Genomic DNA, 25,698 nt, shown 5'->3' with positions numbered 1-25,698 from the left:
GCGGCCAAAGTAGCAAAAAAATACTCCGCAATTGCCATCGGCACAACAAAAGAAAGCTCCCACCCAAAGGGCAGGAGCTTATCCATACTATACACACACTAAAACTTTTATATATTGTCACTCCCGGGGGTGGTGACTCAGATCAGGATATTTCGGGTAACCAATTCACCAAAAATACCTGCTCCCAATGTCTTGATCGGATTTTTCACCTGCGGAGCAGAAAGATAGGTCTTCATGTCGGCAGTAATCTCGAATGTTTCGTAAGCGGCCCGGTCGAAGAGCAGGAAATTACTTTCCAGTTCAAAAATCCGGTAGCGGCTCTGATTGAAACGGTAGGTCGTGCGCTTCTTGCTCAGGTCATAGGTGGTATTGACATTGGAATGCTCGGGGTTAATCACCATAGCATTGTGAATGTACGTCCAACCCTCCCATTGATCAGGATATTTCTCAATATACTGGCCAAAGTACTTATAAATGGAACTGAGGGAACGGTAGCAAAATTCTTCGCGGCTCTCGTTCTTCTTTAGAGAAATCGGTTTACCGATCCGGAGCACATTTTGCAGATTATTCTTACGGTACTGCACAATGGGCAAAATAGGAACGCCTGTCAAGTAACTTGCGTAGGGTACACCCTTACGAACCCGGACCTGCTGATTGAGTAAATCAACCGTAACTTTGTGGTCCTCTCCTGTACCGGTGTCGCCATCGAGGTACACCAGCATCGAACGACCTGCCTGTAGCTCCCGGGTCATTTGCAACAGAACCCGGGGATCTTCGGCGTTAAGGATATTTACTTTACTCGGTGTATTAAAAGTATCGTGCATCTCGGCACAGTACTCTTTGAATTCAGCGCGCTGCGATTCGAAGACTCCCTGACGGACCAGTGTGGAAAACTGGTACCCCTTCCGTAGCAGCAGATTGGCAATGAGCCGGTACGATCCGATGTGGAAGGTGCAGAAGATGAAGGGCTTCTTCGGATTTTTGAGGAGAGACAAATCGCCTTCCAAATCCGAAACATCGCTTAGATGCATCAATCTGCGGTCAAACTTTTCCAGAGACAAATTACGAAGCAAGTTCGTATACATAGTCTCATGAGTGGCTTCTGGCAAAGCGGGCAGGAAGTTGGTCAGATTGGCCGAAAACAAGCCCGATCGAACACAGTACCCCTCTTCGCGGCGCATATCAACCCGATTGAATGCATCGATGCACTCCTGCGCTACCTTCTGATAGGATGTAAGTGATTTTGCTTTCATGGGTATTTGATTTTGGCAGTAATATTACTATTACAGTGACACAGACAATCCTTTGGAAGACTCAGGAACTACAATTCCGAAGCATGACATATCGCCCATTCCAGGACCAGCCAGCAAGGTGTGGTTAATTTCGTTTTTGGCTTTGATGATGTTGTTTTTCATGTACTGTGACAACGAGCCTTTAGGAGTAATTTCGAACTTTTTCATAGGGACTAGTTTTTTTTGCGTTTGAGATTTATTTTGACCAATTTGGATACCGATGAACGTCTTGGGGTTATGAGGCGTTGTATTTTCTCAAAACCTTATGATACAAAGGTATAGCACCGAGGCGCTCCAAATAATCCGCGCATTTTCCTATATTTACATTAAAAACTAGTCATTAATGACTAGTTTTAAACTCGTCTTAATTTTGTATGAAGGCCCATGATCCTGCTTCTTTTAGCCACTGAATAAAAATGACCGCTTGTGAAAACGCTTGAACTGAATCGTTCTTTTTTGAAAAAATCGTGGAGTGGCCTAGCTATTCTGTTTGTCATTGTATTATTCTACGAAATTTTCAGCTGGACCTTTAATCCGGAATTCAAATCGACCAGCGTAGAAACCTCCCATGGCTTTCTTGGGTACCTGTTCAACTGGGTCATCGGCTTTTATTTGCCCGAATTTGTCAGTCTATATATTGTAATAGTCCTGATCGATCGTTTCCATGACGTTTTTCGGATCAATGAAATATCCCTTACGCCTAAGTCAATCCTTTTGTATGAGTTAAAGCTTTTGCCCGTTTTCCTGACCGCCTACTTCTTTTTTATTCCTATTACTCTGCATCTTCGTTTCTTTTTGCGTGAGTTTCCACATTTTGAAGCCAGCCGGTATGAGAGTTACTATCTGGTTTTGCTTTACACTTTCACAGGATATATCATTTATACCCCCTTTGTCCTTATTCTGGGCTATATTCTGCTGAATGTCTCCCTATTTGTCGATTTCCTACAAAACTTGAAGAAGACAGCCAGCCCTCAGGAAACGGTCTTCGATGCATTTGCCTCTTATGCGAAAGGTACCCCCGTCCTTATATACAATTGATAGAAGCCAAAACTGCCACAGGCGATACGATTCTCAATGTAAATGACTGCTATCTGTTCGAGACCGAAGATGGAAGCTACTATGTGCATCACAGTCAGGGAAAACTTACTATATCGAAATCGTTGGCAGAACTGGAAAATGAACTGGATCCGGATCGTTTTTTCCGGGGCAACCGCAACTTTATCCTCAATCTCAACTATTTCGATAGCTACACCTACTGGGAAAAAGGAAAGTACATCCTCCATTCAAAGCAGCTACCTAAAAAAGAACTGGTGATGCCCCGCGCCCGCATGCAGACCCTCAAAGAATCGTTGGAAAAGAACTTGTCCAAATCTACTACCCCTGCATCGCTCACTTCCCGCCCGCTTGCGGATTCGACAGAAAACCCTTAATCTGTAATCCCTGCCGCAGTAGGTGCCTTCCACTAGCCAAAGAGAATTTCTGGGTGATGTTCTGTTTATGATTGGCCAGAGTACGGTAGCTCATGTTCAGTTGGTCGGCTACCTGATGGCCTGTGAGACCTTTAGTCAGTAGCTGCAGTACCTGCCGCTCACGCTTGGTAAGCGACTTGATGATCCGCAAAGTTTCGCTGTCGGCCTCGGTGATACCCAATTCATGAATCAGATCCTTGAAACAGGTACTGTAATAGGTATCGTCTTTCTTCGTGGATTGCAGGCAGTGGTATAATTCCTCGAGTTGGTCCTCGGCGTGCAGATAGGCGCTGAACTTGGCCTCTAGTACTTTCGATATATCGCGGGTGTCGTGGCTGTTTACGTAGAGTACTACCTTAGGTACCTTCTTCATTTGTCCCAGGGCATTCATCAGTAAGGAGGCGTCGCCGATAACCCCTACTTCTGTTATGACACACGATGGTTTTTTTGTTTGAATTTTGCTTATCAGATCATCCAGCTTCGAAGCTCTGCCTACCACATCAAATCCTTCGGTCTTGAGCAGGCTTCCCAGTACTTCACATGTGAACGGTTCGGACTTAGCGACCAGGACAGTAGCGTCCGTTTTCTTCAAAGCCCATTTCGAATTCATTTCCTTTTCCATTGTACAGATAGCGTTTTAGTGCGTAGTTATGCATCGAAAGTAGGCTGTGTATTAATACATTAATAATGGTTCACGGTGAAATCAACACTTTTGACCGTGAAATCTACACATTCGATTGGCCCTAAAACGTCGCTTGCTGGCCTTCGCTCATTTAAAGTAAAATCCCGACTGAATCGTCTTCCTTCCCAGAACTTATTTCTGATTAAAACTTTGTCGATACCGGTCCAGCAAACTATCCTTTCTACCGTAAAGCAGTACGGCCAGAAACTATTCGGTTTCATCAGGAAGCGAGTGAACTCGCACGAGGACGCCGAAGACATTTTGCAGGAAGTGTGGCAGCAATTGAGTAGTGTGGTAAACATCGGCGAGATCGAGCAGATGAGTGGCTGGCTCCATACCGTAGCCCGTAACAAGATCATCGACCGCCAGCGAAAAAATGTCCCCGAACCGCTGAGCGATTCTGTGTACGAAAGCGATGACGGAGCACTCAACTTTAAGGAAATTCTGCTGATTGATCCCGGCAGCGACCCGGAGGCGAAGTACATGCGGGAACTCTTCTGGCAGGAGTTGTTCACCGCCCTCGACGAATTGCCTCCGGCCCAGCGGGATGTATTCGTATGGAACGAAATGGAAGACATGACCCTGCAGCAGATCGCGGATAAGACGGAACAGAACCTCAAAACAGTTATTTCTCGGAAAGGATATGCTGTAAAATATTTGCGTAAACGATTGCAAACTCTGTATAACGAACTTTTCAACTACTGATATGACCCCTTCCCGATTTAACCGAAAAAGAGTCGCGCTGCGGTTCCTTCTTATTATTCCGGCTATCATGGCCCTTCTTGCCTGGGTGGTCATGCTGCTATGGAACGCCATACTTACCCCTGTACTGCTCGTCAAGCCGATTGGGTTCTGGCAAGCGGGCGGCCTGCTGATACTGTGTCGGATCCTCTTCGGAGGCTTTGGGCGAGCAGGCTGGGGCCGTCCCCGAGGCAGTGGTCCACCCTTTGGCCGAAACCGGTTTTCGAATATGACTCCCGAAGAGAAAGAAAGGATTCGGGCGGAGTGGAAAAAACGTTGCGTCGAGCGAAAAAAGCAGTAATGCAACATACTCCTTTTGACAGCTCTACTAGCCTACAGGGCTGTTGTTAGTATAATAAAATAACAATGAGCCCTCCTTTTACAAAATATTTCCTGCCCGGTAAAGTAATTCCCCAGGTTATCCGTCTACTTTATTATATCATCTTTCAGTGTGTTTTTTTTAAAATATTTACAGCTATGAAAATTTTGAAACCTATAGTATTTGGCATTTTATGGGGAATTGCCCTATTCTACCTACCCTTTTTCGTATTAAGGGTCGCTATCGTGTTTTTAATCATTGCCAGTCTGTTTCGGCTTTTCCGGGGAAGGGAGTGGCATCGCCGGGGCAACTACGGGTATATTCACGAGCGACGCTTGGCTTTTGCCGATAAAATACGAGCCATGAGTGATGAAGAGTATTTTCAATTTAAGCAAAACCAGTCAAAATTCCGCGATTTCGAGGATGAGGCTAATACCGGTAACCGCCCTTAAACATTCTAAACAGCAAATACCATGAAAAGAAGCAACCGAATTCTCCTTAGCCTGGTGGCCGCTGCCGTCACCTTCGGCAGCTTATATGCCTTTATGGGCCGTCCGCCGGGTTTTTCATACCGCAATCATTTCGACGGTCGTGAAGGCTGTAGGGACTGGTCGTATAGAAAATCGGGGGATCATCCCGACCGATCTACCCAAAATAGAGCATCTTCGGAACCCGCTCCGACCGAAAATCAGTGAGTAGATTCCCTTATTGATTCAATTCCCTAAATAGCCGAAAGCCGCGCCCAGTTACCTTGGGCGCGGCTTTCGATTAAATAAAGCTTTCTTTAAACCTACACTCTCACCAACTTGATCGGATACGTCTTTTTGGCATTCCACTGGCAGATGTATACATTCTTCTCATTATCAACGCAGACATCGTGGCAATGCATAAACTGGGGGTAGTTTTGTACCATCATTTGTAGCTGCCCATCGCGGTATTCGGGTTTGGTACCTCCGGGATTAGAAATCACTTTGTCGTTTTTATCCAGAATCGTCACAAACCCCGAATTGGGCGTTTGATTGAGGTACCTTAGCCTTGACCAACATACGCCGGCGTACAGATTGTCGCCATCCATGACAGGGCGACACACGTAGGCACCCGGTAGGAATATGGTCGATAGGTACTTTCCATCCAAGCTGAAGCGTTTGAAGGAATTGTGTACGCGTGAGGTTACCAACAGCGTAGGATTGGCTTTGTTGCGGTAATCGATGGCTACGCCGTGGGCAGTAGCGAACTGATGATCCTCATCGCCGGGTCCACCAAACTTATCAATATACTCGCCATTCGTGGTGTAGCGGAGTATCCACTGCGAGCCGTAGCCGTCGGCCACGTAGATGGTACCATCAGGCCCGATGGCCGTTTCAGTTGGTTTAAAAGCCATTTTTTCTTCGTAGGCCCCTACTTTCGAGGGATGTTCGATGGTTAGGAGTACCTTACCCTGTATATCGGTTTTGACTACTTTCCCCAGGTTGGGATCACAGATAAACAGGAACTCCTCGCCGTTGGCATTCCAGAGCGTGAGGCCGTGGCCGCCCGGGTACTCGTGGCCCCAACTGTCCAGCAGTTTGCCGGAACGGTCGTACACCAAGATGTTGTTTTTCACCTCGTCACCAACCATAATCAGCCTACCCTTGCTGTCCTGCACCATTTCGTGGCAGTTGTTGATGGGAAATTTAGAGGAATCCAGATCTCCCCAGCCTAGCTGTACTTTGTAGGTATGGGTACCGTGACCGATGATTTCACCATTGGTTTTGGGCTTTGCGTTCAGTATGTAGAAGGGCTTAAAAGTCATAGCTGTTGCAGTGAGGGCCGTAGTTCGCAGGAAATTACGGCGGGAAGGGTTGGAATTGATCATGGATTTAGCGTTTTATCAGCAAATAAAGACTCCGAATGGGGAGTTATACTAAATCAAGTGTAAATTCTCTCTGTTTTGACAGGCTTAGTAGGTACGGACAATCTATTCTTTTTAGATTAAGCATGAAAACCAAGCACAAAATCATTTTATTTCTGCGCTTTACCGTATGGTTTGCCCTGTTCCAACCCGCCCTCGGACAAGAACTACCCTTGATTACCAATTATTCGAGTACGACCTACCGGGCACACAACCAGAACTGGGACATAAGCCAAAGGGACGACCGAATCATGTACGCTGCCAATTCGGACGGGCTGCTGGAATATGACGGGGCCAACTGGCGGCTTTTTCCACTGCCCAACGGGCAGATTGTGCGCTCCGTGCTTTGCGATAAGGATAAAACAGGTACTCAACGTACCTATGTGGGTGGTTTCGGTGAGTTTGGATTTTGGGAGAATACCCCCACCGGGAAAATGACCTATCACTCGTTAAGCAAAGGAATTAGATTCAAGAGTATTGAAACGGAAGAAATCTGGCACATTCTGAAAGCCGGCGAGACGATCTATTTCCAATCGTTTTCCTACATCTACCAATATGACGGCAAGCGTGTGACCGAAATCAGGGCACCAGGCAACTTCATGTACCTGCGTAACGTCGGGAATCGGCAACTCATTCAACTGATCGACAAGGGATTGTATATTCTCGAAGGAAAGACATTCCGCCCGCTAGAAGGAACGGAGGACCTCAGCCGAACCAGTGTATCCTCCATTCTGCCTTTCGATCAGGGCAAAATTCTCATCGCCACCGCCAAACATGGGCTTTTTTTGTGGGAAAACGGCAAAATGCGGCCATGGAATGTAACGATCGCAGCTGAACTGAAAAAAAGCATTCTTAACAAGGCTCTCCGTTTAAAAAACGGTACGTATGCCTTCGGTACCATACTGAATGGCCTGTACCTTGTATCGGCGGAAGGCGACCTGATAAGCCATTTTGATTCACAGAATGGGCTGCAAAACAACACTATCCTGTCCCTTTTCGAGGACGCCCGGCAGAATTTGTGGTTGGGCCTGAACAAGGGCATGGATATGATCAGCCTGGCTTCACCCCTGAGCTTTTACACTAAAACCAATAACCCCCTGGGTACCACTTACGCGGCTGCCGTGTGGAATAACCGGCTCTATGTGGGTTCCAACAGTGGTTTGTTTGTCAAAAAATGGCCCTCCGGCGAGCCATTCCAGTTGGTGCCAGGTTTGCAGGGACAGGTTTGGGACCTTAAAGTGATCGATGGGCAGCTCATTTGCGGCCATAGCGAAGGTACCTTTCGAATCACCGAAACCCAAATAGAAAAGATTTCCTCCATCCCGGGCGGCTGGACCTTGCTCACCATTGAGGCAAGAGGGGAAAAGTTTCTGATGCAAGGTACCTATACAGGACTGCACATCTACCAAAAAAATAACCAAGGCCTATGGGAATACGCTCACCGGGTCGAAAAGGTACCTCCTATACCCATCAAAGGGATAGTCCAGGATAAAAACGGGGTTTTCTGGCTTTCCCACGCCTACAAAGGATTGTACCGGATGCGGCTGAATGATGATTTGAAATCTGCCAAAGAATGGTCGGCCTATGAATCGCCCCTGGAATTGCCCAGCGAGTATTCTGTAGAACTCGCTTCTTGGAAAAACAGGGTACTGATTCGATCGGGAGGGCGCTTTTACACGCCTACTCCTCAATACAAACTGATGCCTGATCCTGATTTTAACGCCGGGGAAGACGATATCTATAAATTACGCATGGGAATGGCGGGTGAATGGTTTAAAATCTACCGCGATCAGGTGTTTCTTGAAAGAACTGACGGTGAAAGTCGAGGTTTTGGTCTGTCACTGGTAAGAAATTCCGAAACGATTGTTCCGCTTACAGACCGTTATTACTTGTTTTGCCTCGGAAACGGCTATGCCCTGCTCGATCGCTCGAACCTGAATAGTCAGGTTGCAGAGCCTTTGGTGCCCCTTATCAGAAAAGTGACGAGCCTGACTCAATCATCGGTTTCGTTCCCAACAACCTACCCACCGCAAATTCCTGATCAAACACGCTCTCTACGAATAAGTTACGCACTCCCATTATACGGCAGTGAAATCCTATACCAATACCGACTGAAAGGCCTGACCGATGCCTGGTCTGATTGGACCGTGCAAAGTTTTGCGGATTTTACCAACCTGGCGGTCGGTACGTATGATTTTCAGGTCAGGAATTCGCTTAATCCGCTCGTGACTTCTTATGTATTTGAGATGCAACCGCATTGGTATGAAGCACTATGGGCCAAAATTCTCTTCTTATTAGTCGGAATCTCTCTGATAATCGGCCTTATCCTTTGGCAGGAGAAACGATTGGCCGCTCACCGTAGGAAGTTATTGGCTGAGCAGGAGCAGAAACTACACCAGCAGCAGTTGGCGGCGGAAAAAAAGATCATCGAGATACGGAACGAGAGCTTACAGAATGAGATAAGGAACAAGAGCCAGCAATTGAGCAATATCGCCATCAACGTGGTACGTAAGAACGAAATCCTGGAAGAAATCCGGGACGAGTTACAGCAGGTGAAAGCAGAAATGGGACAGCAACTGTCTAATATACACTACCACAAATTGTTGAACAGTATCGAACGCAATGTGTCGGGCAAGGAGGACTGGAAGCTATTCGAGGATAACTTTAATGATGTGCACGATGAATTCTTTAAACGGCTGAAAAAAATAAACCCTTCGATTACCCCTTCCGAACTCCGCCTGGCAGCCTGCCTGAGAATGAACCTGGCTACTAAAGAAATGGCCCCAGCACTGGGAATTTCTGTTCGCGGTGTAGAAATCAAACGCTACCGACTTCGAAAAAAGTTAGACTTGGACAATGATGTCAATTTGAACGATTTCATGATGAACGTTTGAATCTTCCCTAAAAATAGCACTTTTACAGCCAATTTTATTGCATTATTTCTTTTGATGTAGTGGTGATGTACTGCTTTATTTGACAATCAGGCACGATCTTTTGTAGTTTTGAATTCAATTAATTCTTACAATAATTCAACATCATTAATCTTCATCATCAATGAAAGAAATAGTACGATTTACGTACCTGCTATTATTTATGTGTACCTGCGGCTACGCGCAGGCGCAAGAGATTAGCATTTCGGGTAAGGTAACTGCTTCGGATGGGAGTGCTTTGCCCGGCGCGAGCGTGCTCCTAAAGGGGACCACGACCGGCGTGCCCACCGACATAGAGGGTAATTTTACCATCCAGGTACCCTCACCTACCTCAGTACTGGTATTCTCCATGATCGGAATGGCACCCAAGGAGGTTACCGTAGGTACCCAAACCAATATAGAGGTCGTGCTCGAAGACGATGCTAAAGCCCTGAACGAGGTAGTAGTGATTGGCTATGGTACGGCCAGTAAGCGTGACCTGACGGGTTCTATCGTTACCATCAAGGGAAAGGATGTGGCTGACAAGCCGGTTGTGAACCCCGTAGCGGCTTTGCAGGGACGGGTAGCCGGGCTATCGGTTGTGAATTCAGGCCGCCCTGGTGAGTCGCCCGACGTACGCATCCGGGGTACCAACTCCATCAACGGCGCTAAGCCTGTGTATATCGTGGATGGCATCCTCAATGACAACATTAACTTCATCAATCCGGCGGACATTGAGTCTATTGAAGTTCTTAAAGATCCTTCGTCACTGGCAATTTTCGGGGTGCGAGGTGCTAACGGTGCTATCGCTATAACTACGAAAAAAGCCAAGCCTGGACAATTAAACGTGAATTTCAACAGTACGGTGGGTTTCAAACAGGTGCAGAAGCGTATTAGCCTCACCAATGCCGATCAGTTTAAAGAACTCTACAACGAGCAGCTTACTAACCAAGGCAGCGCGCCCTACAACTACGCCAACTGGACAGGCAATACCGACTGGCAGGACCAGATTTTCCAGAAGGGCATCCTGAACTACGATAATATCAGCATTTCAGGCGCAACTGAGAAAAACAAGTTCTATATGGGTCTTGGCTACGTGAACGAAGAAGGAATAATCAAGCACGAGCAATACCAGAAAATCACTATCAATATCAATGATGAATTGCAGGTGTCGAAAGCCCTGAAATTTGGCGTGACCTTCAATGCGTACAAGGCCAATTTGCCTGTGAATAAGAATGTCGGCTCTGCCATTGTGGCTGCGCCGATAGCGCCGATTCGTGACGAGGCGAGCGGTTTGTACCATACCTTACCCGATTTTCAACGCGCCCAGGTGTATAATCCTCTGGTAGATGTAGAATTGCAGAAAGGTACCGCCGTCAACCGCGAATACCGGGCCGTCGGTAGTATATATGGGCAGGTTTATTTCTTGAAAGATTTCAATTTTAAAGCATCACTCTATGCCGATTACGGTTTCAACACGGGTCGCTCGTACCAGCCCTTGATCACCGTATATAATCCCGAAATTGTTGGAGAAGACAAACGGGATAATCTGGTACGGCAGACGTCTGTCAATCAGTATCAGAACATTTATCCTAAACTCCAGCAGGATTACCTGCTCACCTACGCCAAAACTTTCGGTAAGCATGATCTAACAGTGCTGGGCGGGGTTACGACTTATTACAGTGGCTATGAGAGTACCTCATCCAGTGTGCAGCAGGGGACGAGCTTTGCCATTCCGAATGATCCACAATACTGGTATGTAGATAACGTAGGCGATCCCTCGACCAAACGCGGATCGGGATCGGCCTGGGAATCGGCTACCCTTTCCTATTTGGGACGGGTTCTGTACAACTATGATGGCAAGTACCTGTTGAACGGTTCTTTTCGTCGGGACGGGAGTTCGGCATTTACGGGCAGCGGTCGCTGGCAGAATTTCGGTGCCATCGGTGCCGGTTGGGTAGTGAGCGAGGAAGATTTCTTCAAAAACCAAGGTGTGATCGACTATCTGAAAATCAAAGGCTCGTGGGGTATCCTGGGTAGCCAGAACATCGACGATCGCTACCGCTATCCCGCCTACCCTACCCTTACGGCGGCTAACTCGGGGGTATTCGGAGAGAATATCGTGGCTGCCTTGCAGAATGAGTACCTCTACGACCCTAACCTGCGTTGGGAGACCAACCGTGCTTTCGAGGCAGGTTTCGAGGCCTATACTCTGAATAACCGCTTGTTCCTGGAAGCTAATTACTACAACAAGTTGACCAAAAATATGCTGGCCCTGATACCGGGTGCGGCGGGTACGGTACCCGGACTGACCAATACGGGTGAAGTTTCCAACCAGGGTATCGAGCTATCGGCCAACTGGAACCAGGATGTCACGAGCGACTTTTCCTACACAATTAGCGGTAACTTCACCACCTTGAATAATAAGGTTAGGAAGCTGGCCACCACCGGTTTCGACATCATCAACGGTGCCTCCCGTACCACCGAAGGCTATCCGATCGGTTATTTCTGGGGGTACAAGGTTGCTGGTGTGTACCAGAATGACGTGGAGTTTGTAAAATCTCCGGCTAGCTCCATCGGGGAAGTATTCCCGGGCGACCTCAAATATGAAGACGTCAACGGCGACGGGTTCATCACTGAAGCGGACCGCACCATCATTGGCAACCCTACGCCCGACTTCACCTACGGCCTGAACTTTTCGGCTACGTATAAGGGCTTCGATTTGGCAATTGGTGGACAGGGAGTATTTGGCAACGAGATTTTCCGTCAATGGAACCGGGGTACCTTTGCCCAGTTCAACTACCAGACTGCCCGCCTCGACCGTTGGAATGGTCCGGGTACCTCCAACTGGGAGCCGATCCTGAACACTGGCCGCTCCAACAACTATCTCATTTCTTCGTACTGGATCGAGGATGGCAGCTACTTCCGCATTCGGAACGTGCAGTTAGGGTATAATTTTAAGAAAGAGGCGCTGGAAAGACTCAAAATTAAGTCCTTGAGGCTATTCGTCAATGCCCAGAACCTCCACACCTTTACCAACAGCACAGGCTATACACCCGAAATAGGAGGTAGTGCTATTTCGTTCGGCGTGGACAACGGCACCTACCCCCTACCCGCGATCTATACGTTTGGTTTGAATCTAAATTTCTAAGGAGAGAAGCGGCAGAGGCATAAAATAAAAACAACTGAGTGACTAAATACCTTGACGAAAGAAACACCCACTTTGTGCCGCTGTCGCTTTGACCCTATCTAAAAACTCAAAAACATTAAACACATAAACTCATGAAATTTTTCAAAAAACCGTTGGTCGTTACGGCCGTTATGGGTCTGCTGATCCTGTCGGGCTGCAAGGATTTCCTGGATCGCGAACCGCTGGGACGCTATACCGAGAAGGATATACCTGCCGGCTCGTTCGACAGCCAGGTATTTGGCGTATATGCCAAAATGCGCAGTTTCGGGGTATCGGCCATGCCCTACCTGGCCATCCATAACTTCCGCTCCGATGACGCCGTAAAAGGTAGTTCCACGACGGATGGAGTGGCGCAGGAAAAAATATACGATCAATTTCAGTATGTCAAAGATGAGTGGCTGATGAACAGCTATTGGAGCGACCATTACGCCCTGATCAACGCCGCCAACGCGGTTATCGCTGACATCGACTCCGTGGGTGCTACTGATGAAGCCACGCTGATTAACAAAGGCGAGGCCAAGTTCATGCGGGCGTATGCTTATTTCAACCTCGTGCGGACCTACGGGGAAGTGCCTAAAATTGATTTCAAAATCAACGACGCTGGACAAGCTAACATTCCTAAATCGCCGACAACAGCCATTTTTACGTTGATTGATGCCGACCTCCAGGAAGCGGCGGCTACACTACCTGTTTCCTGGGACGCCCAGTATATCGGACGGCTCACCAAAGGCGCTGCTCTGGCGTTGCATGCTAAGAGCTACATGTGGCGAGGTAACTGGGCCAGTGCCCTGGCGGCGGCCAAGCAGGTCATTGGACTGGGCAAGTACAGTTTGGTTAGCGATTATAGCGGCATTTTTAGGGAAACAGGCGAAAATAACGCAGAGTCCATCTTTGAGGTACAGGCTTATTACGACATTTCGCAAACGGGTCTGGGTATCCAGTATTCCCAAATGCAGGGCGTACGCGGTTCGGGAGCCTGGGATTTGGGTTGGGGCTGGAACACGCCCACGCAAGAATTAGCCGATGCTTTTGAAAAAGGTGACCCCCGGAAAGACGCCACACTGCTGTACTCCGGCCAGGCAAATACCCCCTACAACGAACTGGTACCTCCCGCTACGGTCAGCGTTCCTCGCCCATATTGGAACAAAAAAACGTATACCAATCCTACCCTACGTGCTGCCAAGGGTAGCCGTTTCGGAGAATGGGTCAACCTTCGGGTGATACGCTACGCCGATGTGCTGTTATGGGCGGCCGAAGCTGCCAATGAGTTGGGTGGTGAGCAAAACACCACGGATGCTCTGGGCTGGCTTGAAATGATACGTGCGCGTGCCCGGGCCGGTAATGCGGCCGTACTTCCTGCCATAACCACTAAAAACCAGGCTGAACTTCGGGAAGCGATCCGTCATGAGCGGCGTGTGGAATTAGGGATGGAAAATGAGCGTTTCTTTGACCTGGTACGCTGGGGCATTGCCGAGGAGACCCTAAAATCCAGCGGTTACCAGTCCCGGAACCGGTACCTTCCCATTCCGCAGCCTGAGATTGATAAATCGAAAGGCGTGTTGGTCCAAAATCCTGAATATTAAATCTTCTAAAATATACCTATGAAAAATAGCAAATCAATTCTAAAGGGGCTCTTCTTCCTCGGAATGATCGCAACGGTCTTTTCCTGTCAGAAAATGGTACGGCCCGAGCTGGTGTTAGTCTCTGACGACGATCCAGCCTTTAATGGCCCCCTACAACGGCTATGGGCTTTTGAAGGTACCCCTACCGACAGCGTATGGGGTAGCCGGGGCACCGCGACCGGTATCTCCTATATCGACGGGGTAAAAGGCAAAGCTTACAAAGGCTCTACAACTGGGCAAATCGAGTACGCCACGGCGGGTAAAGTAGCTACCATGGAGAGCTTCACCATCGCTTTCTGGATGAAAGCCGAGAGCCGGGACGGCGGTGCCCAAGCCGTGTTCATGCTACCCAATACCGACGATTTTTGGGGCAATACTTTCATGCTCATCGATGGGCCCGCCAAAAATGACTCCATGCTCGTCAAATTCAATTTTGCGGGCAACTGGATTGAATTTACGGGTAATGGTACCAACGCCAACGGCCTGAACCGCTGGCCCGACGCCTATAATAAGTGGATTCACGTGGCTTTCACATACGATGCGGCTACGTCGAAGTTTGCCGCGTACCGCGATGGTACCAAACTTCCGCTGGATGCTACTGTTACGGAGCGCAAAAAGGACGGGGCACCGCTGGGAGCTCTCAAATTCAACAACCCATCCAAGTTTGTCATTGGTGGTTTCCAGCAGCATATCGGTATCAAAGCGCCCGCCGACAGCTGGATGCTGCATTACACTGGCGGGCTGGATCAGTTCCGTATTTATACCAAGGCTCTTTCCGATTCGGAGATTAAGGAACTATACACGCAGAAAAAGTAGGGGGAGGGAGGGATTCCTTCTCTCCCCTCTTTTCTAGCCAATGGGGGTACCTTTCCTGAAAATAGAGGAAAGCGGGACTCTCCGTGTACTTCTCAAACCAGTTAACTTTACTTCGATTTTGAATATTAACCGGATAAAGGCCGCATTTTGGCAAATTGGCTGTTGGGCTACTTGCATCATGTTGGTTGCTGGCTGCAAAAAAGAAGATCCTACGCCGCCCAAGCCCACTGTGTTTAGCCTAAATTCCCTCAAAGTCAACGGCACCAATCAGGGCTTTAACTATGACAACTTCAATCTTAATCCGGTAATCGACCTTTCTTTCTCAGCCAAAATAGATCCCGCATCGGTCCCTAAAGGAATTCAGTTGAGCCACAGTTCGGGCAGCAGCATTCCGCTGAAAGTTGTGTACCAGAGTAACGCCACCGATCTGACCGTCCAGCCAGAATCGCCCCTGGTAGCTCTGGAACGCTATACGTTACTAATTTCGCCCGATCTGAAGTCCACAGCTGGGGGTACCTTTCAAGTGCCTATTACCGTCAAGTTACGTACAGGACTGGATTCCACGGCCAAATTCCCCACCATTTCCGATGATTCGCTGCTCACGCTGGTACAGCGCAAAACCTTCGGCTACTTTTGGGAATTCGGCCATCCGGTCAGTGGCCTGGCGCGGGAGCGGAACACCTCCGGCGATGTGGTCACCTCGGGGGGCAGCGGGTTTGGTATCATGGCAATACCTGTGGCCGTGCACCGGAATTTCATCACCCGCAGTCAGGGCCTGGAAAGAATCCAGAAAATTGTGAATTTTCTAGGTACCAAAGCCCAGCGCTTCCACGGAGCATTCCCGCACTGGCTCCATGGTTCTACGGGTGAGGTAGTACCTTTTAGTCCGAAGGATAACGGGGCCGACCTGGTAGAAACGTCTTTCCTGATGCAGGGCCTGCTGGCGGCCCGGCAGTATTTTAATGGAAATGACCCCGCCGAAAAGGCACTACGTGATGACATAAACGCCCTCTGGAAAGCAGTGGAGTGGGATTGGTTCCGGCAAAACGGTCAAAACGTACTGTATTGGCACTGGAGCCCGGACTATGGCTGGGAAATAAATCAGAAAATTTCGGGCTGGAATGAGAGCCTGATTACCTACGTCCTCGCGGCTGCCTCGCCTACCCACACGATTCCCAAAGTCGTGTACGACGAAGGTTGGACCCGAAACGGTGGCTTCCGCAACGGCAACACCTACCAGGGCATCACGCTACCGCTTGGTCCCGACTACGGCGGGCCACTTTTCCTGGCGCACTACTCGTTTCTGGGCCTAAATCCCCGCCAACTCAAAGATGGCTACACCGATTATTTCACTCAAAATCGTAATCATACACTCATTAACTACCGCTATTGTAAAGAGAACCCCAAGCATTTTTACGGATATAGCGGACGCTGCTGGGGCTTAACCGCAAGCGATATCCCCGATGGCTATACGGCCAGTTCGCCTACCAACGATCGAGGTGTCATCGCGCCCACCGCGGCTCTGGCGTCTTTTCCCTATACACCCGACGAATCCATGGAGGCGCTTAAATTCTACTACTATGTCCTGGGCGATAAAATCTGGGGAGAATATGGTTTTCACGACGCCTTTTCGCTCGATCAACCTTGGTTTGCTACGTCCTACCTGGCCATCGATCAGGGACCGATTATCCTCATGATTGAAAACCAACGCTCAGGCCTGGTGTGGGATTTGTTAATGAGCTGTCCCGAAGTAAAATCGGGACTCAGCAAGTTGGGTTTACAGTAACAACTTATCTAAAATCACAGCCTGTGTCCGACAGGATAATATAACCGCCCATGAAACGATCCGCTCTGACTCTACCTATATTCCTCGGCCTGTTTATGCTGGCCTGTATTCCTGGCCTGGCCCAAAAGAAAAAAAACGTATCTGTTACGTCCCCTACTTTTAACCCCGCCGACCGTCCCAAAAACCTATCCGATACTGCCTTATTAGAATTAGTACAGAAACAGACTTTCCGCTATTTCTGGGAATTCGGCCACCCAGTGAGCGGTATGGCGCGCGAACGAAGCAACGAGGCCTACGACTATGGAAATGAAGTCGTCACCACCGGAGGCACCGGATTTGGGGTCATGGCTATGATTGTTGCTGCTGAGCGGAAATGGCAGCCCCGCGATTCGGTAGCCGAGCGACTGTTAAAAATGGTCAAATTCCTGGCCAAAGCCGACCATTATCACGGAGTTTTTCCGCATTGGCTCAACGGTGCCACGGGCAAGACTATTCCGTTCAGCCGTAAAGACGATGGGGGCGATCTGGTCGAAACGTCCTTTCTGTTTCAGGGATTGCTCTGTGCCCGGCAGTATTTCAACGGCGACACTGAAACGGAACGACAACTCCGAAACCGCATCAACTGGTTGTGGAACGACGTGGAATGGGATTGGCATACGCGCGACGGACAGAATGTGCTGTACTGGCATTGGAGTCCCAACAATGGCTGGAGCATGGACTTCGAGCTGCGGGGCTATAACGAAGCCTTGATCACCTACGTGCTGGCAGCTTCCTCACCTCGCTATGGGATTTCTGCCGCGCCCTACCACAAAGGTTGGGCCATGAGCAACCATTTTAAGAATGGAAAGGAATTTTACGACCTGATTTTACCGCTGGGATTCGATTATGGCGGGCCGTTATTTTTCGCTCATTATTCGTTTGTGGGGCTAAATCCAAAGGGGTTGAAGGACCGTTACGCCGATTACTGGGAGCAAAACGTCAACCACTCGCTGATCAACTACCGCTACTGCGTGGATAATCCCAAAAAATTCAAGGGCTACGGCGAAGATTGCTGGGGCCTGACGGCCAGCGATACCTATAATGGCTACAATGCGCACTCCCCCACCAACGATTTCGGTACCATCACCCCTACCGCCGCACTTTCTTCTTTTCCCTACACCCCGCAACAGTCCATGAAGGCCGTACGGCACTTTTACGACGATCTAGGCGATAAAATCTGGAGCGAATATGGCTTTGTGGATGCTTTCAACGAATCTCAGAACTGGTACGCCAAATCGCACCTGGCCATTGACCAGGGACCTATTATTGTCATGATCGAGAACTATCGGACGGGTCTGCTCTGGAATCTGTTCATGAGTGTGCCGGAAGTACAAATGGGCCTTAAGAAACTGGACTTCCAAACTCCGGGCACAAAGTAAGGTAGATTACAAAAGCAGTAGAAAGCATTTTTCACTACTTTTGGTTCTGAACTCAACTCTGATTTAACCCTCATGGCTATTAAAAAACCCATTGTAACGCTCACTGTGAATCCGGCAGTGGACAAGAGCACTACCGTGGAACGGTTGGTGCCTGACAACAAGCTTCGTTGCGAAAAACCCCAGTTTGAAGCAGGTGGCGGCGGTATCAATGTAGCTAAGGCGATACACCGGCTGGGCGGCGAGCCTATTGCAGTTTTTACTTCCGGCGGCCCCACCGGTCAGCGACTGCAAAAGCTTGTCAAAGCCGAACAGGTGAATATCCGGGTGGTGGAGACTAAAGAATGGACCCGAGAAAACCTCAACATCGTTGAGACCACGACTGGACTGCAGTACCGATTCGGGATGCCAGGTACCGAACTGATGCCCACCGAAATTGAGGCCATCATCGACACTCTGGAAGAAATTGATCCTACCCCTTCGTTTATTATTGCCAGTGGTAGTCTGCCGCCGGGGGTACCTACCGATTTTTACCGGCAAATTGCCAACCTTGCCAAGCGGCAGGGGGCCAAATTCATCGCCGATACCTCGGGCGAATCCCTTCGCCTGGCTTCGCAAGCGGGGGTGTACCTCTTGAAACCCAACGTCACTGAGTTGAAAGAACTGATTGGTGCCGACCGTTTGGAAATGGACGAACTCGACGAAGCTGCCCGTGCCCTGATTATCCGGGATAATTGTGAAATCGTGGTGATTTCTATGGGCGCGATGGGCGCCATGCTCGTTACGTCCGATTACGTGGAACACATTCCGGCCCCGCCCGTATCCAAGAAAAGTACCGTAGGTGCAGGCGACAGCATGGTGGCGGGCATGGTCTGGACTTTATCGCAGGGCAAATCCATCCGCGAAGCAGTGCGCATGGGAGTAGCCTGTGGCACGGCCGCTACGATGAATCCCGGCAGCGAACTATTCCACATGCCCGATGTCAACCGCCTACTCGACTGGCTCAATCGCTACGAAGTACGGTATGCCTCGAGTATTCGGTGAGTAAATTCAGGAGTTAATCAAATAAAAATTCCCCACCGATTATCGGCTTATTTTATTGAGCATACTCCATGACCCGCTTCCGTTCCGGAGCGGGTTTCTTTTTTATATCCAGAATAGTAAAGCCAAGAGTTACGAGTGTAGCGATAACAAAATAGGTACCAACGACGTAACTCATCCAATTCCCCGCCGAAGGTACCCCGAACCAGTCACCTAAATAGAATAATATTCCCAGCCCAAGCCCGTTTTTTGCCGTTTCCCACAGCCAGGCGTTGGGGTTGCGGTCCATGAGTTCGGTGTAGGCGTAAATGCCCAGAAAAATAAATCCTCCGCAGAATATGGCGTTGGGAATTCCGATTTGCGTCAGATTGCTGAACAGCATGAATATCAAAAAGAAGGTAAAGGCAAATTGCGTCCAGGTCCAGGCAATGAGCCAGGGCGAAGCAGCAGGGGCATATTTTTCAAAGTCGTAGACATCCTCGATCTTTCTGACAGGGTACCCCTCCACCACATCGGCGGGTCGCCAACCTGTCGGCATGAACCAAATCCGGGCCTTATCATACCAGTTATGGGTACGCCAAGCATCCTGCAACAATAGCCACAGATGCCCCCAGTTGATTTTGATGGGATTCCAGGTACTGACCGGGCGGGTGATGCCGTACACGGGGGTACCTCGGGCAGTTCTTCCTGAAAGGTACCAAACAGTTTGTCCCAAATGATGAGAATCTGACCGTGGTTTTTGTCGAGGTAAATCGGATTGATGGCGTGGTGAACGCGGTGGTGCGAGGGCGTGACCAGAAATTTTTCCCAGAAACCCATCCGACCAATATACACCGTATGGTACCAGAACTGCGCAAACAAGTGAATGGGAGCCAGCACCGCAATGACCACCGCAGGTACCCCCACGATGGCGGCGGGGATCAGAAAAATGGTGAATAAATTGACAATCCCGGAGATACTTTGGCGCAGCGCGCAAGCCAGGTTGAATTCTTCACTACTGTGATGAATAAGGTGACGGTTCCAGAGCACATTGATTTTGTGGTTGAGCAGATGTCCCAGGTACCCGGCAAAATCCAGCGCAATGAAAGCGATAAGCCACACCCAGAAGGTGCTTTTTATTTCAAACATAGCCCAATGCTCCACCATCCAGGCGTAGGTAATGATGGAAATCCCCAACCCCAGCGCATCTTTCAGGCTGTTAGTAAAGCCCGAACTGAGACTCGAAATCATGTCCATGTTCTTGAAGTGATGCCGAAACCGGAGCCAGCCGTACAATTTCTCCCCTAGCACGGTAAGCAGGAAGATGGGCATCGCGATCGTCAGGATTTTAGCATACTGTTCCATTGAATCAAGGGCTGATGAACGATGAAGAGCTGGCAACTAGGTTTACTTGGTCAACCCTGATTGAGGATAAGGGTAGCATTATTCGGATATAAAGTTGCCGAAATTTCAGGAATAAGCCAAGCTTTGATTAAATTCCCTGGGCCTTGCGCCAGTGGAGAAAATACAAAATCCGATGGTGCAGGCGGGAATATTTGGCCGGAGCTGGAGCAGTAGGTATACCAGAATTCGGATTGTCCACAACAAATCCTTCTAGCAACGATCGGTGAGCTTCAATCACGGAATCTGGCTCGGGCTGCTGATCGGCCAGCTGTTTATCCATGAAGGGCGTAAAATCAATTTTGCCCTTCCGGCGCAGAATTTTCTGTGGCAGAAAATCACGCATTGCTTCGCGCAGAGGTCCCCGGCCATAACCTTCGTAAAATTTAAGCTTCGATGGGATGAACATGCACAATTCAATGAGGCGTTTGTCAAAAAAAGGATGCACGATCTGTACCTGATGATGCGCCCCGATGATGTCATAATATTCACTTACCTCACTCATCATCTGGTACAGCATGCCCCGGTTGATCAGCAAATTAGTGGTTGGGTGCAAAGCTTTACCCTCTTTCATAAAAGGAACGCACTTGCCAGGTAAGGTAGGATCTACTGAGTAGGGTTCGGGGGTACCTACCTTACGTGAAAATTTTTCCAGAAATACCTTCGTCAGAAAAAGTGGTGGAATTTTCAGATGAAAAACAGCGCCTTTGAAAAACTCCCATCCCGCTTTTGTCCGGTCGAACATCGTCGGTAATATTCCCAGCAGCAGGGCAATCATTCGTCGGTAGTACACCGTTTTTCCTTCTTTACTGCCGAATACTTTTTGGTAATCACGGGGGTCGTGGGCCTGCGTTATGCGTTCCGCAGCCAGTTTCCAATTCCCCACCTTAATAGCTTCATAAATGTACTCGGTACCATATCCTACGACAGTATCTCCATCGCTACCCGTCAACAAAACCCGGCTTTCGGCTCGGTTCACATCCTTCAGGAGGGGGTCGAAGTTATTGTATGTCAGCGAAAACATCTCCGGCATATCGGTCATCCGGGCTATCTTGGCCAGATTCCCATAGTAATCCTGTTCACCGAGGGTATCAGTATGTCGTACAGGGTACCTTTCCAGAAAAGGAAGTACGTATTCTTTTTCGGAGGTTTCCGCCAGCTCGGTATCCATGTAATACGTGGCTAAGGTACATTCCTCCTGCTGGAGAAGGGTGGCTGCCACAGCCGCCACTGAGGAAGAATCCAGCCCGCCACTCAGGAAGGAACTCACCGCATAAGGCGTTCTGATACGGCACCGTACAGCTTCCAGAAAAGTAACTTTAAAAGCCGCCAGAAATTCCTCTTCACTCTGGTATTGGTAGCTTTTGGGATCTACCTTCCAATACATACGCTCCCTGAGCTGCTGCTGATCGGCCACCAGGCAATGGGCTGGCGGCAAACTGTTTATTTCCTTAAAGAAGGTATTGTGCTGGTAGATGTTATGCTGTCCCCAATGGCAGAGGTAATTGGCCACGCGACTTTCATCGAGTTCCTTAGGAATCGCATCGAATGCCCATAATGCTTTGATTTCAGAAGCGAAAACGAAGTACTGGCCAGGAAGGTAATGGTAATAAAATGGACGCACTCCTGAATGGTCACGTCCACAGAAGATTTGTTGGGTAGCAGAATCCCAAATAACGAAAGCAAAATCCCCGATCAAAAAATCCAGGCAGGCTTCTCCCCACTTTTGGTAAGCGGCCAGAATCAGCCGACTATCCGGTATAGGATCATATTCAGACGGTGCCCCGAGCCCTAAAGTTAAAAGTAGTTCGGTCCGGTTATCGATGCGGGCATCGGCCACCAGCACCAGGCCCGCATCGTCGGTCAGGGGTTGGGCTTCGTAAAAAGATTCGGGAGTGACTTTTAAATGCAGGTACCCCAATGCGGCAGTTCCCTGAATAAGAAATTCTGAACCATCGGGGCCGCGGTGTTCGATCCGTTCGGCCATCTGCCGGATCAATCCGGGGGCCGGTTTTTCACCGTCCCACCGGATTAGTCCTACAATACCGCTCATTTTTATGAAATATTATTGCTGACGCCAGTAGCCCATTTCGGCATTGGTAACAATTTTGTTACGCTCCCGCCCATTATTCAATTCAGTAACATATAAGCTAGGAACCGATGCGTCGTCATTGAGGACATTGGTAAAGATTATGTTTTGGCCGTTAGGGGAATAACGGGGATCCAGATCATTACTACCCGCTGGCTTTTGCAGGCCATTACTACCCCCTGTGGCAGAAGCGGACAGATCGTGCAGCGACTTGTCATTCAGGTAAAGCTCAAAGATTCTCGCATCGATTTGACGCCCCGCCTCGTTGCGGAACTCATTAATGTCCATGGAGAAAAGAACTTCACCCCCATCGATGGATAGTACCGGATTACCAACGCGTCGGGAACTGGTAAGAATTGTTTCTTTGAAACCACTCGAATAGATTAGCTCCAATTCATTGTCGTATACTGTTTCACCGGTAGTACGAGCTACTACCGTTTTGGTAGCGTCATTCCAGTTGCAACCCGCATACTGTCTGCCATTTGCCGCACGTGCTATTTCGGTCAGGCCCGTACCATCAGTGGCAATCGAATATAGTTTGTTATTGCTCGGATAAATAATCCGTGACCCATTATTAGCCCAGCTGAATGACAAATCCAGTGCCATAAGACCGGCGATAGGGACCGTGGTTATCTTTCTCAGCCCTGTTCCATCCAGATTGATCACATAAATATGCAAGCTTGTCGATCGATTGGAGATAAATGCGATCTGCTCACGGTTAGGACTTACTATGGGCCGCCAGTTACTTCCCTCCGAGGTCAGTTTCACAATTGTGTTATCGTCATTTGCGGCATATATCTGATAATTGCCGCCCGTAGATCGCGTAAACACGTAGGATAGGGAAGGGAATTTAGGGGTTGTAAACGTCCATACTTCACTGAATACAGATTCTCGCCCATCCTTTGCCACTACTTGCCAGTAATAGGTTTTATCGTATTCCAGATTATTGACAATCAGCGAATCATTCGTAAAATTCGTGATGTAGGGTGTAGTGGGTGAGCCTCCGCTTTTAAACAGATACACGTCGTAGGTCAGAGTATCCCGGTCAGGGTCGGAAGCGGTCCAGCTCAGGAGCACGTTGTTAATCCCCGCTACCGCACCTCCCACGGCAGGAATAGGATTGGTGGGTTTGGTGGGGGGACGGTTCGATTTCAGGTCCTCGGACATATAAATCGTCACCACCGGATTTTGGTCTTCTGTCACCTCTACCGTGACATACTCGTTGTAGAGCCCCTTCTTTTCAGTACTAATCGTATACTTCCCCACCACCAGGCTGTCAAAAGCAAAGTTGCCCGACGTGTCGGTCTGGAAGCTTCTGCCGGAAGGATTCAGCTTGATGAGTACATCACTAAGTGGTTTTTTCGTAGCATTATCAACGATCTTACCCGTGATCCGCCCGTACACCTTAGGGGTGACAAATAAATCCTCCGTGCAAGATGCCAACCCAATACACAGTGCCGCAATCAGCACCAACGCCACATGGCTTACCTTGAAATTCATCGTATGCGAGTAGATTAATGTATGTTGTATAATATTCAGATCTGGAATAGAGGGAATTGCCTGATTAATTGTTGGTGGCGGGGACAGGCTCCGTGGCTACAATAGCGCGCTTTTTGGAACCTTTACCTATATAAAAGGAAACGCCGGCCGAAAACCTGAGGAACGAATCATTGAGCCGTCCGTTGGCTATGCCATCCACCATATCGTTTGTCATCCAGTAGTAGTCAGCCATCGCCCGTAAACCGATATTCTTGGTAAGCAGGGCTTCGATGCCAATTCCTCCTTTCAGATAGGAAAAAGTTTTGAGATCACTGGAAAAGCCCGAACCACTGGCTGTCTGGGAGATTCCGCCCCCAAAACTCCCGAAAGGAGAATAACGCTCGAAGGGTAAACTTTGATATACCAAGGATAAATCAGCATTGCGCCAGTTCCGGTCCATCACGAAAGATCGGTCAGCCGTTGAAGTAGAAAACGAGCTGACAAATCCATTGGCTTGTACGCCCCATTTGGGTGTTAAGCCCACCGTTACATTCAGGCCATATCCCGGTTTCCAGGTGGGTACCTCATAGTCACCCCGCAAACGTAGCGTGGATGCATAGGGGGATACACTAATTCGGGGGCGTTCAAAATGATCGCTGTTACCGTACACATCCGTGTTGGCCATGAGTTGCTTTTCTTCTTCGTAGTCGGCCAACTGTTGTTTAGTTTGCTCGGCAAATTTTTCATCCGCCTCCCATAGACCGTCTTTAATTCCTTCCAATATCAGTGCCTGTACTGCCTTTTCGATGGCTTCCGTTACCGCCATTTGGTTGGGTTCCGTCGTGGTGAAGCCCGTTTCAGCTTCAAGAATGCGCTTGAAGCGCACTACCCTGTACAAACTGGCATTCACCGATTGGGAAAGAATGGTTTTGGAAGAGTATACCGTTTTCAGGATTTTACCCGAGCGGGTCGCAATGGCTCGAAGGTACACCGTCACCCGGTCCTGCCGATATTCGGTTGACCCTCCCGCACCGAAATAGCGTAGTCCCCCACCTCCTGTAATGATATTGGCATCATAAGAAATAATGCCTCCCTCCAGGATCATCCCGGCATACAACAGTGGGGGTAGAAGTTCATTGGTATTGTTATTACTGTACTGGGCTACGCTCGACCGGATTATCTTCCGTTCGTTCAGAAGGTTACTCACGTTCTCCCGTTCGATATTGACAAACCACTTACTGTCCTCCATGGCTTTGAGCAGGATATTTGTTGCTCCCTGCGTCACTGCGGTAGAAAAGTTCGAAGTTTCCGAAGGCTTATATTGTCCAGTCTGATCCCGAAACTTATAAACCGCGGTCGTAATCGCTTCTTTGGGCGCTGGTAACGAACGTAATTCTTCCGATATGGATGTTTCTTCGCCCAACCGGGCTGATCGGGGTTTAGTGGGCTGATGAAAATAGGCTGCACAACCGTTCAGCACAATGGCGACGGCCATCAAGCATAGCTTGAGGAGGTATTTTTTCAATTGCATACTCTGATAAAACACGAATGGATGATAAAGGAGGATTCCGGGGAAT

At 48.9% G+C, this 25,698-nt stretch carries 22 protein-coding genes; 13 read left to right on the top strand and 9 right to left on the bottom strand.

The window, feature by feature from the left end:
* Positions 1-137: 137 nt before the first annotated feature.
* Together GBK04_RS18590 and GBK04_RS30785 are read right to left on the bottom strand one after the other, a co-directional pair.
* Complete coding sequence (locus GBK04_RS18590; RefSeq protein WP_152762232.1) at positions 138-1,253, bottom strand: hypothetical protein; 1,116 nt, start codon at positions 1,251-1,253, stop codon at positions 138-140.
* Between the two features lie 30 nt (positions 1,254-1,283).
* Positions 1,284-1,460: a hypothetical protein gene (locus tag GBK04_RS30785; protein WP_373331112.1), complete on the bottom strand. Its 177-nt coding sequence runs from the start codon at positions 1,458-1,460 to the stop codon at positions 1,284-1,286.
* Positions 1,461-1,718: 258 nt separating this feature from the next.
* Here GBK04_RS30785 and GBK04_RS18585 point away from each other — a divergent pair, with 258 nt between their 5' ends.
* Together GBK04_RS18585 and GBK04_RS18580 are read left to right on the top strand one after the other, a co-directional pair.
* A complete protein-coding gene (locus GBK04_RS18585; protein WP_152762230.1) occupies positions 1,719-2,330 on the top strand; it encodes a hypothetical protein in 612 nt (203 codons plus the stop codon).
* Positions 2,327-2,722, top strand: a complete 396-nt coding sequence (locus GBK04_RS18580) for a LytTR family DNA-binding domain-containing protein (RefSeq protein WP_152762228.1) — start codon at positions 2,327-2,329, stop codon at positions 2,720-2,722. Before GBK04_RS18585 ends, GBK04_RS18580 begins: the two co-directional genes overlap by 4 nt.
* Here the strand turns inward: GBK04_RS18580 and GBK04_RS18575 are convergent.
* Entirely contained in the window at positions 2,682-3,383 is a 702-nt protein-coding gene (locus GBK04_RS18575; protein ID WP_152762226.1) for a response regulator transcription factor, read from the bottom strand. The two genes, GBK04_RS18580 and GBK04_RS18575, sit on opposite strands and share 41 nt — an antisense overlap.
* Positions 3,384-3,593: 210 nt before the next feature.
* Here GBK04_RS18575 and GBK04_RS18570 point away from each other — a divergent pair, with 210 nt between their 5' ends.
* From GBK04_RS18570 to GBK04_RS18555, 4 genes are all read left to right on the top strand, one after another.
* Positions 3,594-4,148 carry an RNA polymerase sigma factor gene (locus tag GBK04_RS18570; RefSeq protein WP_152762224.1) on the top strand — a complete coding sequence of 185 codons (555 nt, stop codon included), beginning with the start codon at positions 3,594-3,596 and terminating at the stop codon, positions 4,146-4,148.
* Position 4,149: 1 nt separating this feature from the next.
* On the top strand, positions 4,150-4,485 hold the full coding sequence (locus GBK04_RS18565) for a hypothetical protein (protein ID WP_152762222.1): 336 nt from the start codon (positions 4,150-4,152) through the stop codon (positions 4,483-4,485).
* A gap of 176 nt (positions 4,486-4,661) precedes the next feature.
* On the top strand, positions 4,662-4,955 hold the full coding sequence (locus GBK04_RS18560; RefSeq protein ID WP_152762220.1) for a hypothetical protein: 294 nt from the start codon (positions 4,662-4,664) through the stop codon (positions 4,953-4,955).
* A 21-nt stretch (positions 4,956-4,976) separates the two neighbouring features.
* The gene (locus tag GBK04_RS18555) at positions 4,977-5,198 is read left to right on the top strand and encodes a hypothetical protein (protein WP_152762218.1); all 222 of its coding nucleotides are present in this window, start codon (positions 4,977-4,979) and stop codon (positions 5,196-5,198) included.
* 95 nt (positions 5,199-5,293) lie between these two features.
* Here the strand turns inward: GBK04_RS18555 and GBK04_RS18550 are convergent, their stop codons facing one another.
* Positions 5,294-6,358, bottom strand: coding sequence for an NHL repeat-containing protein (locus tag GBK04_RS18550; protein WP_152762216.1), 1,065 nt, complete (start codon positions 6,356-6,358; stop codon positions 5,294-5,296).
* Positions 6,359-6,480: 122 nt separating this feature from the next.
* On the opposite strand from GBK04_RS18550, the gene GBK04_RS18545 reads away from it, so the two are divergent.
* The 7 genes from GBK04_RS18545 to GBK04_RS18515 all read left to right on the top strand — a co-directional run bounded on the left by GBK04_RS18545 (position 6,481) and on the right by GBK04_RS18515 (position 19,176).
* Positions 6,481-9,288, top strand: coding sequence for a triple tyrosine motif-containing protein (locus GBK04_RS18545; RefSeq protein ID WP_373331111.1), 2,808 nt, complete (start codon positions 6,481-6,483; stop codon positions 9,286-9,288).
* A 160-nt stretch (positions 9,289-9,448) separates the two neighbouring features.
* Positions 9,449-12,454, top strand: coding sequence for a SusC/RagA family TonB-linked outer membrane protein (locus GBK04_RS18540; RefSeq protein WP_152762212.1), 3,006 nt, complete (start codon positions 9,449-9,451; stop codon positions 12,452-12,454).
* Between the two features lie 131 nt (positions 12,455-12,585).
* Entirely contained in the window at positions 12,586-14,076 is a 1,491-nt protein-coding gene (locus tag GBK04_RS18535) for a RagB/SusD family nutrient uptake outer membrane protein (RefSeq protein ID WP_152762210.1), read from the top strand.
* An 18-nt stretch (positions 14,077-14,094) separates the two neighbouring features.
* Positions 14,095-14,931, top strand: a complete 837-nt coding sequence (locus GBK04_RS18530) for a LamG domain-containing protein (protein WP_152762208.1) — start codon at positions 14,095-14,097, stop codon at positions 14,929-14,931.
* Between the two features lie 178 nt (positions 14,932-15,109).
* A complete protein-coding gene (locus GBK04_RS18525; RefSeq protein WP_152762206.1) occupies positions 15,110-16,717 on the top strand; it encodes a glucoamylase family protein in 1,608 nt (535 codons plus the stop codon).
* 50 nt (positions 16,718-16,767) lie between these two features.
* Positions 16,768-18,135, top strand: a complete 1,368-nt coding sequence (locus GBK04_RS18520) for a glucoamylase family protein (RefSeq protein WP_373331110.1) — start codon at positions 16,768-16,770, stop codon at positions 18,133-18,135.
* Positions 18,136-18,207: 72 nt separating this feature from the next.
* Positions 18,208-19,176 carry a 1-phosphofructokinase family hexose kinase gene (locus tag GBK04_RS18515; RefSeq protein ID WP_152762204.1) on the top strand — a complete coding sequence of 323 codons (969 nt, stop codon included), beginning with the start codon at positions 18,208-18,210 and terminating at the stop codon, positions 19,174-19,176.
* Positions 19,177-19,228: 52 nt separating this feature from the next.
* Here GBK04_RS18515 and GBK04_RS30780 read toward each other — a convergent pair whose 3' ends face one another.
* From GBK04_RS30780 to GBK04_RS18495, 5 genes are all read right to left on the bottom strand, one after another.
* Positions 19,229-19,555, bottom strand: coding sequence for a hypothetical protein (locus tag GBK04_RS30780; RefSeq protein ID WP_373331109.1), 327 nt, complete (start codon positions 19,553-19,555; stop codon positions 19,229-19,231).
* 5 nt (positions 19,556-19,560) lie between these two features.
* Positions 19,561-20,517 (bottom strand): sterol desaturase family protein, encoded by a 957-nt coding sequence (locus tag GBK04_RS18510; RefSeq protein ID WP_373331108.1) that lies wholly within the window; start codon positions 20,515-20,517, stop codon positions 19,561-19,563.
* Positions 20,518-20,644: 127 nt separating this feature from the next.
* Positions 20,645-22,606 carry an asparagine synthase-related protein gene (locus tag GBK04_RS18505; protein WP_152762202.1) on the bottom strand — a complete coding sequence of 654 codons (1,962 nt, stop codon included), beginning with the start codon at positions 22,604-22,606 and terminating at the stop codon, positions 20,645-20,647.
* A 12-nt stretch (positions 22,607-22,618) separates the two neighbouring features.
* Positions 22,619-24,142: a carboxypeptidase regulatory-like domain-containing protein gene (locus tag GBK04_RS18500; RefSeq protein WP_152762200.1), complete on the bottom strand. Its 1,524-nt coding sequence runs from the start codon at positions 24,140-24,142 to the stop codon at positions 22,619-22,621.
* 64 nt (positions 24,143-24,206) lie between these two features.
* Positions 24,207-25,652, bottom strand: a complete 1,446-nt coding sequence (locus GBK04_RS18495; RefSeq protein ID WP_152762198.1) for a CsgG/HfaB family protein — start codon at positions 25,650-25,652, stop codon at positions 24,207-24,209.
* Positions 25,653-25,698: the final 46 nt, after the last annotated feature.

This window comes from Salmonirosea aquatica (assembly GCF_009296315.1).
Lineage (GTDB): Bacteria > Bacteroidota > Bacteroidia > Cytophagales > Spirosomataceae > Salmonirosea > Salmonirosea aquatica.
This window is presented reverse-complemented; position numbering and strand designations above follow the sequence as displayed.